The sequence below is a fragment of the Cryobacterium sp. MDB2-A-1 genome (assembly GCF_004402675.1).
GTDB lineage: Bacteria > Actinomycetota > Actinomycetes > Actinomycetales > Microbacteriaceae > Cryobacterium > Cryobacterium glucosi.
The window spans coordinates 44,809-57,649 of the sequence record NZ_SOFK01000051.1 but is presented as its reverse complement, the minus strand read 5'-3'; the positions used below and the strand labels follow the sequence as shown (position 1 = coordinate 57,649).

The 12,841-nt window shown below is 69.8% G+C and carries 12 protein-coding genes and 1 pseudogene; 11 read left to right on the top strand and 2 right to left on the bottom strand.

All coding sequences use genetic code 11. The annotated features are described in order from the left end of the window. The first annotated feature begins 69 nt into the window (after nt 1–69). From E3O39_RS18080 to E3O39_RS18045, 8 genes and pseudogenes are all read left to right on the top strand, one after another. Nucleotides 70–960 carry a ComEA family DNA-binding protein gene (locus E3O39_RS18080; protein ID WP_241985131.1) on the top strand — a complete coding sequence of 297 codons (891 nt, stop codon included), beginning with the start codon at nt 70–72 and terminating at the stop codon, nt 958–960. 884 nt (nt 961–1,844) lie between these two features. Continuing rightward, nucleotides 1,845–1,889 (top strand): annotated as a pseudogene (locus tag E3O39_RS19945) (hypothetical protein); the annotation flags it as partial. 76 nt (nt 1,890–1,965) lie between these two features. Further along, nucleotides 1,966–3,576 carry a ComEC/Rec2 family competence protein gene (locus tag E3O39_RS19725; protein ID WP_134446068.1) on the top strand — a complete coding sequence of 537 codons (1,611 nt, stop codon included), beginning with the start codon at nt 1,966–1,968 and terminating at the stop codon, nt 3,574–3,576. Between the two features lie 93 nt (nt 3,577–3,669). After that, the gene (gene holA / locus E3O39_RS18065) at nt 3,670–4,707 is read left to right on the top strand and encodes a DNA polymerase III subunit delta (protein ID WP_134446067.1); all 1,038 of its coding nucleotides are present in this window, start codon (nt 3,670–3,672) and stop codon (nt 4,705–4,707) included. A gap of 82 nt (nt 4,708–4,789) precedes the next feature. After that, nucleotides 4,790–5,278 (top strand): toxin-antitoxin system HicB family antitoxin, encoded by a 489-nt coding sequence (locus tag E3O39_RS18060; protein WP_134446066.1) that lies wholly within the window; start codon nt 4,790–4,792, stop codon nt 5,276–5,278. 91 nt (nt 5,279–5,369) lie between these two features. Further along, nucleotides 5,370–6,215, top strand: a complete 846-nt coding sequence (locus tag E3O39_RS18055) for a DUF4097 family beta strand repeat-containing protein (protein WP_134446065.1) — start codon at nt 5,370–5,372, stop codon at nt 6,213–6,215. 52 nt (nt 6,216–6,267) lie between these two features. After that, entirely contained in the window at nt 6,268–7,230 is a 963-nt protein-coding gene (locus E3O39_RS18050) for an ATP-binding cassette domain-containing protein (protein ID WP_134446064.1), read from the top strand. Next, nucleotides 7,227–8,063, top strand: a complete 837-nt coding sequence (locus E3O39_RS18045) for an ABC transporter permease (RefSeq protein ID WP_134446063.1) — start codon at nt 7,227–7,229, stop codon at nt 8,061–8,063. Before E3O39_RS18050 ends, E3O39_RS18045 begins: the two co-directional genes overlap by 4 nt. 86 nt (nt 8,064–8,149) lie before the next feature. Here E3O39_RS18045 and rpsT read toward each other — a convergent pair whose 3' ends face one another. Then, nucleotides 8,150–8,413 carry a 30S ribosomal protein S20 gene (rpsT, locus tag E3O39_RS18040; protein ID WP_134446062.1) on the bottom strand — a complete coding sequence of 88 codons (264 nt, stop codon included), beginning with the start codon at nt 8,411–8,413 and terminating at the stop codon, nt 8,150–8,152. A 241-nt stretch (nt 8,414–8,654) separates the two neighbouring features. Here rpsT and lepA point away from each other — a divergent pair, with 241 nt between their 5' ends. From lepA to hemW, 3 genes are read left to right on the top strand one after another with little or no spacing between them, the layout of a single operon-like run. After that, nucleotides 8,655–10,508, top strand: coding sequence for a translation elongation factor 4 (gene lepA / locus E3O39_RS18035; protein WP_134446061.1), 1,854 nt, complete (start codon nt 8,655–8,657; stop codon nt 10,506–10,508). Nucleotides 10,509–10,512: 4 nt separating this feature from the next. Continuing rightward, a complete protein-coding gene (locus E3O39_RS18030; protein ID WP_134446060.1) occupies nt 10,513–11,160 on the top strand; it encodes a DUF1990 family protein in 648 nt (215 codons plus the stop codon). A 2-nt stretch (nt 11,161–11,162) separates the two neighbouring features. Further along, nucleotides 11,163–12,389: a radical SAM family heme chaperone HemW gene (gene hemW / locus E3O39_RS18025; RefSeq protein ID WP_134446059.1), complete on the top strand. Its 1,227-nt coding sequence runs from the start codon at nt 11,163–11,165 to the stop codon at nt 12,387–12,389. A gap of 11 nt (nt 12,390–12,400) precedes the next feature. On the opposite strand, the gene E3O39_RS18020 is transcribed toward hemW, so the two are convergent. Further along, complete coding sequence (locus E3O39_RS18020) at nt 12,401–12,769, bottom strand: DUF4870 domain-containing protein (protein WP_241975265.1); 369 nt, start codon at nt 12,767–12,769, stop codon at nt 12,401–12,403. Nucleotides 12,770–12,841: the final 72 nt, after the last annotated feature.

Below are 12,841 nucleotides of genomic sequence, written 5' to 3'. Positions count from 1 at the left end.
GCCGGTCCGGTTGTCCACCGGTCCGGCCCGGGCCGGCGCCCCGCGGGGCGGCGCGCATAGCCTGCCCGGATGGAGACTCCACGACCCTCGTCCTGGCCGGACGGGGAACCCGGGACAGGGCAGGGAGGGCGGTCCGGCAAGGGTCACGACCTGGAGCCGAACCCCGCCGACGCGGCTGAGCCGTTTCCCGAACGGATGTCGCCGCTCGACACCCTCTCGCCGTCCGCCCGCCGGCCGAACCGGGCCAGGCTCCGGATGGGCCTGGGCGCGGCGGTCGTGCTTGTGCTGGCCGCTCTCCTCATCGCGGTGATCGTCACCGCGCTCGGGCCGCAGGCCGGGCGGCAGGTCCTCGTCTCCGCGGTGGGCGGAGCCGCAGGCCGCGGAACGTCGACGGCGTCCCCGCCGGCCTCCCCAGACAAGGGTCCTGCCTCCGGAGCGGCCGGCTCCGGAACGGGGCGGGCCTCGCCGTCTCCGGACGCCGCTCGCACACCCGTCATCCTCGTGCACGTCCTCGGTGCCGTCCTCCGGCCGGGCCTGTTCGAATTGCCGGTCGGTGCCCGCGTGGTCGACGCCGTGTCGGCTGCAGGGGGATTCACCGCGGCGGCCGATCCGGCAGGGACCAATCTCGCCCGGCCGCTCGCGGACGGCGAACAGGTCTACCTGCCCGCCATCGGTGAGACGGTACCGGGTGGAGCGGCCGGCACCGGTGGCATCGGCGGCACCGGCGGAAGCGCGGCCGGTTCAGGTGGAGCGGCCGGTCTTCCGGCGGTGAAGATCAATCTCAACCGGGCGACGGTGTCCGAGCTGGACGCGCTGCCACGGATCGGCCCGGCCATGGCGCAGCGCATCGTCGACTACCGGTCCGCGAACGGACCCTTCGCCGCCATCGAGGACCTCCGGAACGTGACCGGGATCGGAGACAAGACCTTCGAGGTCCTGAAAGACCTCGTGACGGTGTGAGGCCGCCGACGGGAGGTAGTTCCAGGGCGGACGCACGCCTCGTGATCCCCGCGGCGACGGCCTGGGCGACGGCCTGGTGGCTCACGGGCGCCCCGGTGTCCGCAGGGCCGGCCGCGGCGGCCCTGTGGGGGGCCGTGCTCGCTGTGACCGGATACGCGGTCCTCGTGGCGCGCAGGGGATACCCGCGCTCGGTGTCCAGCCCCGCGGCCGGCGCGGGGATCCGCCGGGCGATCCGGCGCCTGGCGACCCGGTTGCCCGCGAACCGGACGGTGACCGCGGGAACCGTCCTGGTCTGCTGCACGGCCGCGGCCCTCCTGGCCTCGCTCGTCGCGGTCGCGGCACCCGCCCGACTGCCGGCCGGCGTCGCGAAGATCGCGGCGGCCCATGTGCCTGTCGCGGCGCGGATCGTGGTCGGTTCCGTGCCGGCCAGGGCCCCGGCACTGTCGGGATTCGGTGGTTCCGATGCCGATGCCGGTGCCGATGCCGGTGCAGGGAGCGGGCGCATCCGGTTCAGGGGCACCCTCGTCGCACTGGGCGCGGGGACCGGTTCGGCCAGGGCAGCCGCGCACGACACCGGGGACGGCCTGTCCGTTCCGGTCCTCGTGTTCGCAGCGGCGCCGGGGGAGAGCCTGCGGATCGGTGCGACCGTGAGCCTGGACGCGACACTCGTGTCCACGGAGCCGGGCGACTCCGCCGCGCTGCTGGTCTTCGGCGACGGACGACCGGTGCCCGTCGCCGAAGCGCCGTGGTGGCTCGACTGGGCCGACGAATTGCGCGCCCGCTTCGCCGCCGAGGCCGCAACCCTCCCCGGTGACGGGGGAGCGCTCCTGCCCGGGCTCGCGATCGGCGACACGAGTGCCGTCGGCGACGACCTCGATGCGGCGATGAAGTCCAGCTCGCTCAGCCACCTGACCGCGGTCTCCGGGGCGAATTGCGCGGTCGTGATCGCGATCATCATGCTGATCGGCGCCAGGCTCAGGCTCGGCCGGCTCCGGCTCGGGCGCGGTGCGCGCATCACCCTCGCTCGGCGTCCTGCTCGGCTTCGTCGTGCTCGTCACCCCCGAGCCGAGCGTGCTCCGCGCCGCCGTGATGGCGGCGGTGCTCCTCATCGGACTGGGCATCGGCAGGCCCGGTCGCGGTCTGCCCCTGCTCGCGCTGTCCGTCATCGTGCTGCTGGCGACGGACCCCTGGCTGTCCCGCAGCTACGGGTTCGCACTTTCCGTGCTCGCCACCGGCGGCCTTCTCGTGCTTGCCGGGCCGCTGACCCGATCCCTGGCCCGCTGGCTGCCGACCGGGCTCGCCGCCCTGATCGCGATCCCGCTCGCAGCGCAGCTGGCCTGCCAGCCCGTGCTCGTGCTGCTAAGCCCCACCTTTCCGCTCTATGGCGTTCCGGCCAACCTGCTCGCCGAGCCGGCGGCCCCGCTCGCCACGGTCCTCGGCCTTGCGGCGTGCCTGCTGCTGCCCTGGCTCCCCGGCGTGGCAGGCGTCGTTCTCTGGGCGGCGTGGGTCCCGTCCGCGTGGATCGCAGCAGTCGCGCGGACCGCGGCGGAGCTGCCGGGCAGTAGCCTGCCCTGGCTCGGCGGGCCATTGGGGGTGATCGTGACCCTGGTCCTCACCGCCGCCGTGCTCGTGTTGCTTCTGCGGCAGGGCACACGGACCGGGTCACGAGCCGGAATCGGGGAGCGAATGGGAGGCCGCGACGGCGACGCCGGTTCACGCGGTGCCCGCCGGACCCGCTCGACGCTCGACGGCTGGTCGGCCGTCGCGCTCGTGGTGCTTGTGCTGGTCGTCGGTGGATACGCGGGCACCCTGATCGGAAAGGGCATCGGCCGCGCCCTGACCTTCCCCGCCGACTGGCAGATCGCAGCGTGCGATATCGGCCAGGGTGATGCCGTCGTCGTCAGGGACCACGGGACCGACCGGGACCGCTTCGCCCTCGTCGACGTCGGGCCGGACCCGAAACGGCTCAAGCAGTGCCTGCGCTCGCTCGGGATCGACCGGATCGACCTGCTGGTGCTGACCCATTACGACATGGACCACATCGGCGGAATCGGGGCCGTGATCGGCCGGGTCGGCACCGCACTCGTCGGCATCCCCGAGAACGCGCAGGACGAACGGCTGCACGCCCGGCTCACCGAGGGCGGCGCCGAGGTGCGGCAAGCGGCGAAGGGCGACGCGGGCACGCTCGGCGGCCTGCGCTGGGACATCCTCTGGCCCGTGCCCGGCGGGTCGGAGATGCAGACCGGCAACCCGGGGAGCGTCACGATCGAATTCGACGGGCGCGGCATCCGCTCGGTGTTTCTGGGCGACCTCGGCGAGGACGCCCAGGTCGCGCTCGACCGGGTGTCCGCGCCGGGCAGGGTCGACGTCGTCAAGGTCGCCCACCACGGCAGCCGGGACCAGAGCCCACAGTTCTACGCCGAGTTGCACGCAACCGTAGGACTCATCTCCGTCGGTGCCGACAACGGCTACGGGCACCCGACGGCCTCCCTGCTCGACATGCTCCGCTCGGTCGGCACCCTCGCCGTGCGCACCGACCGGCAGGGGCTCTCGGTCGTTGCACCGGCCGCCGCCGGGGGAGGAGCCCTCACGGTCTGGACGGAGAAGGGCGGCTGAAACCGGTGTCGTGTCGAGGCTCAGTGTCCCCGGTGCCGGTTAGGCTGGAAACCCTGAGCCCGCCCGTGAGCAGGCCCAGGGGAGAGGACTCGCGTGGCCGTCCGCAGCGCAGCACCCGCCAAGACCGCCCGCACCGGCAAGGCCGTCGCGATCCCGCAACTCGCCTGGCACGAGGTCCGTCCCGCCCCGATCGTGCTCGTCTCCGGCACAGAGACCTTCCTCGCCGAACGGGCCATCCGGCAGCTGCGGGACTTCCTCAAGCTCGAGGACCCGAGCCTCGAGATCAGCGACGTGCTCGCCGACAGCTACGCGCCAGGTGAGCTGCTCACGATGGCGAGCCCGTCGCTCTTCGGCGAACCACGCCTGATCCGGGTCACGAACGTCGAGAAGTGCAGCGACACCTTCCTCGCCGAAGCCCTCGACTACCTGGAGAACCCCGCGGACGACACCTATGTCGTGCTCCGCCACGCCGGTGGCGTGCGCGGAAAAAAACTCCTCGACACCATCCGGTCCGGTCTCGGCGGCGGCATCGAGATCGTCTGCGCGGAACTCAAGAAGGACACCGACCGGCACGACTTCGCCGCGGCCGAATTCCGCACGGCAGGCAAACGGGTGAGCGGCAGTGCCCTGCGCGCCCTCGTGGCTGCGTTCTCCGGAGACCTCGCCGAACTCTCCGCGGCGTGCCAGCAGCTCATCGCCGACTCCACGGCCGAGATCACCGAAACCACGGTCGACCGGTACTACGGCGGCCGTGTCGAGGCGAATGCGTTCAAGGTCGCCGACGCCGCGATCGCGGGCAAGTACGGCGACGCCCTTGTCATCCTGCGTCACGCGCTCACCTCCGGTGCAGACCCGGTCCCCGTCGTCGCGGCGTTCGCCATGAAGATCCGCACGATGGCCAAGGTCTACGGCGCCCGTGGCGGATCGGGCCAGCTCGCCGGCCAGCTCGGCCTGGCGCCCTGGCAGGTCGAACGCGCCCAGCGCGACCTGCGCGGCTGGACCGACGAGGGACTCGGACGCTGCATCGTCGCCCTCGCTGAAGCGGATGCCGCGGTCAAGGGCGCCGAACGGGATCCCGTTTTCGCCCTCGAACGCCTCATCGGCGTCATCGCCCGCCGGGGCGAGGACTGACTTCCCGCCCCGTCACGACCCAGCTGACCGCGTGACACCATAATCGCTTGACATGACACCACGATGGTGTCACCATGGTGACATGGAACTCGGACAGTACGTCACCGACCTGCAACTCCAGCTGGCGGAGACCGCGGCGAACGGCGCGGAGGACACCCGAGCCGTCGCCGAACGGCTCGCCGCCGGGCTGGATGCCGCGGCCAGGCTTGTGCTCCTCGACGTCCTGTCGGCGGCGGTCGGGGAGATCACCCGTGAGCTCGCGCCCGGTTCGGTCGACCTGCGACTCCGTGGCCGCGAGATCGAGTTCGTGGTGACCCAGCCGAACCCGGAGTCGGACGCCGACGAGCGGCCGGCCACACCCGTCGACCTCGACGATGCGAGCACCTCGCGCACGACGCTGCGCCTGCCCGATGCCCTCAAAGCGCGGGTGGATGAGGCGGCCGCGGCCGACGGGCTGTCCGTCAACACCTGGCTCGTCCGGGCGATCGCTGCGGAAGTCCAGCCCAGGCAACGACGCTCCGCCCAGCGCACGCTCCGCACCGGCGACAACTTCGCAGGCTGGGCGCGCTGACCGGCCCCGCCCCGGCATCCACCGGCCCGCATGTCGGGGCCGGACACCCGTTCCAAGAACTGCTCCAGCCCACAGAAAGGGAGGCGCCAGCATGCCCAGCTACCCAACACCCACCCCGATCGACCTCGCCATCAACCTGCCGGTCGGCATGATCGACGTCTTCGCCGGCGACCGCACGGAGACCGTCGTAACGGTGTCGGCGACCAACCCGGCAAAGGCCGTCGACCGCCGCGGCGCGGAGGAGACGACGGTCGACTTCGACGGCCGGCGACTGACCGTGACCGGTCCGAAGCCCCGCTTCAGCGTCATCGGCCCGACGGAGTCCGTCGACGTGACGGTCGAGCTCCCCGCGGGGTCGCGGCTGACCGCAGAGATCAGTGTCGGCGGCGTGCGGACCGTCGGGCGCCTGGGCAACACCCGCATCAAGTCCTCAACCGGACCCGTCGACCTCGACGCCACCGGCGACCTGTGGCTGCGCGCGGCGCACGGCAACGCGACCGTTGCGACCGTCGGGGGTGGAATCGAGGTCACGGCCGACCACGGCCAGATCCGGGTCGGCACCATTGCCGGTGACGCGATCCTCAAGGCGTCCCACGGCAGCATCATGGTCGGGGAGGCCTGTGGCGATCTCGACGCGAAACTCTCCTACGGCGACCTCGACGTGACACAGGCGCTCGCCTCCGTCACGGCGAAGACCGCATATGGCAGCATCCACGTGCACGAGGTCTCGAGCGGTTCCATCCAGGTCGAGAGCGGCTACGGCCAGGTCACCATCGGCGTCCGGTCCGGCGTGCCCGCCTGGCTCGACCTCTCCTCGAAAGACGGGAGGGTGCGCAACGAACTGGCGGGCGACCGCGCTCCCGACGCTTCGGAGCCGACCGTCTCGGTCCGTGCCCGCACCCAGCACAGCGACATCAGCATCCGGCGCGCCCGATGACCGTGCCGTCCGAGATCCCCACCACCAGAAGACATCACGAGAAGGGAAGACCATGACCAGCTCAGCGATCGACGTCCACGGACTGTGCAAGTCCTACGGCGGACGGGTCGTACTCGACGACGTCGACCTCTCCGTTGCCGCGGGCACCGTCACAGCGTTGCTCGGCCCGAACGGCGCAGGGAAGACGACAACCGTGCACATCCTGTCCACGCTCGTGCGACCGGACGGCGGCACGGCTTTCGTGAACGGATGCGACGTCCTGCGCGACCACGACGGCGTGCGCGCCGCGATCGGCGTCACCGGCCAGTTCTCGGCGGTCGACGGCCTGCTCACCGGCGAGGAGAACCTCCAGCTGATGGCCAGGCTGCGTCACCTCGGCGCGAAACGATCGAAGGCCAGGGTGACCGAACTGCTCGAGCAGTTCGACCTCGTCGAGGCGGCCCGCAAGCCGCTCGCGACCTATTCCGGCGGGATGCGCCGCCGTCTCGACCTCGCGATGACGCTCGTCCAGGCCCCGAGCGTGATCTTCCTCGACGAGCCCACCTCCGGGCTGGACCCGAGGAGTCGCCACACCGTCTGGGACATCGTGCGCGACCTCGTCGCGCAGGGGACGACGGTGCTGCTCACCACCCAGCAACTGGCGGAAGCGGACGAACTCGCGGACCGCATTGCGGTGCTCGACGGCGGCCGGATCGTCGCGGAGGGAACGCCGGACGAGCTCAAGCGCCTCGTGCCAGGCGGGCACATCCGGCTGCGTCTCCCGGATAGCGCGGCGCTCGACGCTGCCTCGCGCCTGTTCGGTGAGTCCGCTCGCGATGAGGCGGGACTCGCGCTCACGGTGCCGGGCGACGGTACGGTCGGCGCGCTGCGCGGCATCCTGGATCGCCTCGATGCCGCCGGCGTCGAGGTCGACGACCTCAGCATCCACACCCCGGATCTCGACGACGTGTTCTTCGCCCTCACCGGCACGAAGGATCGGCCGGGCCGGGTCGACACGAAGGGAACCGAATCATGACCACCCTCACGGCCCGGCGTCAGGCAACACCACGCGGCCGCCGGCCATCGCATACCGTCGCCGACGCGATCACCATGCTGCGTCGCAACCTGCTGCACATGGTTCGGTATCCCGGCCTGTCGATGTTCACCATCCTCGGGCCCGTGGTGATTCTGCTGCTCCTCGTCTTCGTGTTCGGCGGCACGCTCGGGGCAGGACTGCCCGGCGTCGATCCCGCGAGCGGCCGCGACGCCTACCTCGCATACGTCATGCCGGGCATCCTCGTGATCACCATTGCAGGGACCGCGAGCGGCGCCTCGATCACCGTCGCGATGGACATGACCGAGGGCATCACGGCACGGTTCCGCACAATGTCGATCTCGCGCGCTGCAGTCCTCGCCGGGCACGTCGTCGGCAACACGATCCAGGCGATCATCGCCGTCGCCCTCGTGCTCGGAGTCGGCCTCCTCGTCGGATTCCGGCCGACGGCGGGAGTCGCAGAGTGGTTCGCCGTCGCCGGACTCACCGTGCTCGTCTCGTTCGCGGTCAGCTGGCTCGGAGTCGCCATGGGCATGCAGTCGAAAACCGTCGAGACCGCCAGTAACCTGCCGATGATCCTGACGATCCTTCCGCTCCTGGGCAGCGGCTTCGTGCCGACGGGCTCGATGCCGGAATGGATGCAGTCGTTTGCGCAGTACCAGCCGTTCACGTCGTTCATCGAGACCGTCCGCGGTCTCCTGCTCGGCACCCCGCTCGGCTGGAACCCGATGCTCGCGATCGGATGGTGCGCCCTGCTCTCGGTCGCCGGCTACGTATGGTCGATGGCCCTCTACGAGCGCACCTCGGTGCGCTGACAGACCCGGGTCCCGCCCCGCGAAGGGGTCGGGACGACAAAAAAGCCCCCCGCCTGAGGCGGAGGGCTTTTTGGGTGGTGCAGAGACTAGACGAGCGCGCCGACGGACTTGGCGAGCGCCGACTTCTTGTTTGCGGCCTGGTTGCGGTGGATGACACCCTTGCTGACGGCCTTGTCGAGCTTCTTCGACGCAATCGCGAGGCTGGCGACAGCCTTGTCCTTGTCGCCGGAGGTGACAGCGAGGCGCGCAGCGCGAACAGCGGTCTTGAACTCGCTCTTGACCGCCTTGTTGCGCTCCTGGGCCTTCTTGTTGGTGCCAATTCGCTTGATCTGCGACTTGATATTTGCCACGTTTATACGCTTTCGTTAGGTTCTTGTTCGGATGGGCCGCGTGGCGGTAGAGGGCGCCGTACGGCAAAATCGTGGTGGGGTGGGACCCAACACGCAAGCCAACAGGCAACGATACCAGTTAATCGGTCCGGCCGATAATCGTGTCGGCTACTCGGTCTCCCCGGCCGAACCGCGTTCGATCTGCCGCAGCGGAGACGGCGAAATCGGCGGCGGGCCTGAGCTATGGGAGAATTACCGGATCATGTCACCCAGACCCCTCACGGCGTTCCTGCCGGCCGCAACACCGCCGGCATTCATCCGTAACTTCTGCATCATCGCGCACATCGACCACGGCAAGTCCACCCTCGCCGACCGGATGCTGCAGATCACCGGCGTCGTCGACGACCGCCTGATGCGGGCCCAGTACCTCGACCGCATGGACATCGAACGCGAACGCGGCATCACGATCAAGAGCCAGGCCGTGCGGATGCCCTGGGAACTCGACGGCCAGGCCTACGCGCTCAACATGATCGACACCCCCGGTCACGTCGACTTCACCTACGAGGTCTCCCGGAGCCTCGCGGCCTGCGAGGGCGCCATTCTGCTCGTCGACGCGGCCCAGGGCATCGAAGCCCAGACCCTCGCGAACCTCTACCTGGCCCTCGAGAACGACCTCACGATCATCCCGGTGCTCAACAAGATCGACCTGCCCGCCGCAGATCCAGACAAGTACGCGAAGGAACTCGCGAGCCTCATCGGCGGCAAGCCGGAGGACGTGCTGCGCGTTTCCGGCAAGACCGGAATCGGCGTCGCCGAACTGCTCGACCGCGCCACCCGGCTCATTCCCGCCCCCGTCGGCGACCCGGACGCCCCCGCCCGCGCGATGATCTTCGACTCGGTCTACGACAGCTACCGCGGCGTCGTCACCTACGTCCGTATGATCGACGGCAAGCTCAGCCCGCGCGAGAAGATCCAGATGATGTCCACCCGGGCGACGCACGAGATCCTCGAGATCGGCGTGACAAGCCCCGAACCGACCCCGAGCAAGGGTCTCGGCGTCGGCGAGGTCGGCTACCTGATCACCGGTGTGAAGGACGTCCGCCAGTCCAAGGTCGGCGACACCGTCACGACCGCGCTGCGCCCGGCAACCGTCGCCCTCCCCGGCTACACGGAGCCCAAGCCGATGGTGTTCTCCGGCCTCTACCCGATCGACGGCAGCGACTACCCCGCTCTCCGTGAAGCACTCGACAAGCTCAAGCTCTCCGACGCGTCCCTCGTCTACGAGCCGGAGACATCCGTCGCCCTCGGCTTCGGGTTCCGCTGCGGGTTCCTCGGGCTGCTGCACCTCGAGATCATCACCGAGCGCCTCGACCGCGAGTTCAACCTCGATCTGATCACGACGGCCCCGAGCGTGATCTACGAGGTCTCGACCGACGACAAGAAGACCGTCACCGTGACGAACCCGAGCGAGTTCCCTGACGGCAAGATCGCCAAGGTCGAGGAACCGATCGTCAAGGCCGCGATCCTCGCGCCCAAGGATTACGTCGGCGTCATCATGGAACTCTGCCAGGGCCGCCGCGGCACCCTGCTCGGCATGGAATACCTCGGTGAGGACCGGGTCGAGATCCGCTACACGATGCCGCTCGGCGAGATCGTCTTCGACTTCTTCGACCAGCTGAAGAGCAAGACCGCCGGGTACGCCTCGCTCGACTACGAACCGATCGGCTCGCAGGAGGCAGACCTGGTCAAGGTCGACATCCTGCTGCAGGGCGAGCAGGTGGACGCGTTCAGCGCCATCGTGCACCGCGACAAGGCATACGACTACGGCGTGCTGATGACCGGGCGGCTGCGGAAACTCATCCCACGGCAGCAGTTCGACGTTCCGATCCAGGCCGCGATCGGAGCCCGCATCATTGCCCGCGAATCGATCAGCGCCATCCGCAAGGACGTCCTCGCCAAGTGCTACGGCGGCGACATCTCCCGCAAGCGCAAGCTGCTCGAGAAGCAGAAAGAGGGCAAGAAGCGCATGAAGATGGTCGGCCGCGTCGAGGTGCCGCAGGAGGCCTTCATCGCCGCGCTCTCGGGGGACGAGCCGGCCAAGAAAGAGAAGAAGTAGGCGGATGCGGCGTTCCACCTTCACCGACGCGGCCGTGACCTATGCGGCGATCGGCGGCACCCTCGCCCCCGACCTGCTCCGGTACCCGCCGCGCGGTTACCGGCCGCTCGAACGCACCGTTCGCCTCGGCAGCGGTGAAGAGCGGTTCCGGACCGCTGCCGCGCTCCTGATGACCTGGGGCGTGCAGCTCGGCAGTGGCATGACCGTCACCGACCTCCAGCAGAGCACCGGCGTCCAGTACTCCGGGATCGTGTTCAACGCCGACGGCACCCCCTCGGTGAACCAGGAGCACCCGGTCGACGAGGCGACGTTCGCCGACGACGGCACCCCGTACATCGTCAACGGCATGTCCGCGCGCCTCTCGGTGGCAGTGGGCCCGTTCACCGTCGACTCGCCCGTACGTGTCGTCTACGTCATCGACGAGACGGACCGCATCGGTTTCGGCTACGGCACCCTTGACGGCCACCCCGCGAGCGGCGAGGAGGCGTTCATCGTCGACCGACAGGCCGATGACTCCGTCTGGCTGACGATCCGGGCCTTCTCACGTCCGAGCACCTGGTACTACCGGCTCGCCTGGCCGATCGTCCGCATGCAGCAGGCCAAGTACACCGCCCGCTACCTGCGCGCCCTGCACCCGGTCGGCGCGGTCTGACGATGGGCAGCGCCCTTCCCCTCGGCGATCCGGCACCGCGCGACGGCCTGCTCCCGGCATCCGCCGCCGTCGGGGCATCCGAGCGCGACTTCGGCGTGTACCTGCATGTGCCGTTCTGCCGGGTGCGCTGCGGCTACTGCGACTTCAACACCTACACCGCGACCGAGCTGCGCGGAGCGTCCCAGCACGACTACGCGGGCCAGGCCGTCGCCGAGGTCGAGTCCGCAGGGCGCATCCTCCGCGACTCCGGGGTTCCGGACCGGGAAGCCGCGACGGTGTTCTTCGGCGGCGGCACCCCCACACTCCTGCCCGCTGTGGACCTGGTCCGGATGCTCGACTCCGTCCGCGACACCTGGGGCCTCGCGGACGGCGCCGAGGTGACCACGGAAGCCAACCCGGACTCCGTCGACGCCGCCTACCTCGACACTCTCGCCGCCGCAGGCTTCACCAGGGTCTCCTTCGGCATGCAGTCCGCCGTGCCCCGGGTGCTCGCGACCCTCGAGCGCACCCACGACCCGGAGCGCATCCCGCTCGTCACCGGGTGGGCCCGCGATGCCGGGCTCGACGTCAGTCTCGACCTCATCTACGGCACGCCGGGGGAGACCCGTGCCGACTGGCGCGCGAGCCTCGAGCAGGCCATCGGCCTGTCCCCGAACCACATCAGCGCGTATTCGCTCATCGTCGAGGACGGCACGAAGCTCGCAAGGCAGATCCGCCGAGGCGAACTCGCCCCCGTCGACGAGGACACCCAGGCCGAGTTCTACGAACTCGCCGACGAACTCCTCGACGCGGCCGGCTACGGCTGGTACGAGGTCAGCAACTGGGCGACGGATGCCGCGCACCGGTCCAGGCACAACCTCGCATACTGGCGCAGCCAGGACTGGTGGGGGGTCGGACCCGGTGCGCACAGCCACGTCGGCGGCGTGCGGTGGTGGAACGTCAAGCACCCCTCCGCATACGCCGACCGGATCCTCGCCGGGGACTCACCTGCCGCAGGGCGCGAGACCCTCGACGACACGACCCGCGAGGTGGAGCGGGTCCTCCTGCTCACCCGCATCCGGGAGGGCATCCGGATCGACTCGCTCTCGCCGCTCGGTCGCCGCGAGGTCGCCGGTCTCATCGCCGATGAACTCGTCAACGCGAAAGCCGCCCTCTCCGGGACGGTCGAACTGACCAGGAGAGGACGGCTTCTCGCGGACGCCGTCGTACGGCGGCTTCTCGCGGATTAAGGTGCTGCGGTCTAGCTGACGAACTTGATGGTGAGCGGGTAGGTGTAGTACTCGCCCTTGTTGGCCGCGAGGGCCGCGATGATGCTGAAGACGACGCTCAAGACCCAGACGGCGGGCAGCAGCAGGAACCCGACCAGCGCCAGCGTCAGCACTCCGCTGACCACATAGGCGATGGCCAGGGTGATCTGGAAGTTGAGCGCCGTCGCCGCGTGCGCGCGGATGAACGGGCCGCGGTCCTTGAGCACGAGGTAACCGATGAGCGCGGGCACGAACTCGAAGAGGATTCCGCCCACGTGGATCAGGGTGGCCCACAAGCGTTCGTCCGACGGGTTCATCGGCGTAACGGGCTGGTAGGAATTGGCGGGGGGTGGTGTGGACATTCGGGCTCCTTGTACGCGTTATCTGGTTGTGCTGGTCCCGCGAGATACTCCGGGTGGTGTGAGGTTCCGCCG

What these genes read in the sequence shown, in the direction of transcription:
- E3O39_RS18080 (WP_241985131.1), top strand. Translation starts at nt 70, where the DNA reads ATGGAGACTCCACGACCCTCGTCCTGGCCGGACGGGGAACCCGGGACA.
- E3O39_RS18050 (WP_134446064.1), top strand. Translation starts at nt 6,268, where the DNA reads ATGACCAGCTCAGCGATCGACGTCCACGGACTGTGCAAGTCCTACGGC.
- E3O39_RS18055 (WP_134446065.1), top strand. Translation starts at nt 5,370, where the DNA reads ATGCCCAGCTACCCAACACCCACCCCGATCGACCTCGCCATCAACCTG.
- lepA (WP_134446061.1), top strand. Translation starts at nt 8,655, where the DNA reads ATGTCACCCAGACCCCTCACGGCGTTCCTGCCGGCCGCAACACCGCCG.
- E3O39_RS18030 (WP_134446060.1), top strand. Translation starts at nt 10,513, where the DNA reads ATGCGGCGTTCCACCTTCACCGACGCGGCCGTGACCTATGCGGCGATC.
- hemW (WP_134446059.1), top strand. Translation starts at nt 11,163, where the DNA reads ATGGGCAGCGCCCTTCCCCTCGGCGATCCGGCACCGCGCGACGGCCTG.
- E3O39_RS18060 (WP_134446066.1), top strand. Translation starts at nt 4,790, where the DNA reads ATGGAACTCGGACAGTACGTCACCGACCTGCAACTCCAGCTGGCGGAG.
- E3O39_RS18020 (WP_241975265.1), bottom strand. Translation starts at nt 12,769, where the DNA reads ATGTCCACACCACCCCCCGCCAATTCCTACCAGCCCGTTACGCCGATG.
- E3O39_RS18045 (WP_134446063.1), top strand. Translation starts at nt 7,227, where the DNA reads ATGACCACCCTCACGGCCCGGCGTCAGGCAACACCACGCGGCCGCCGG.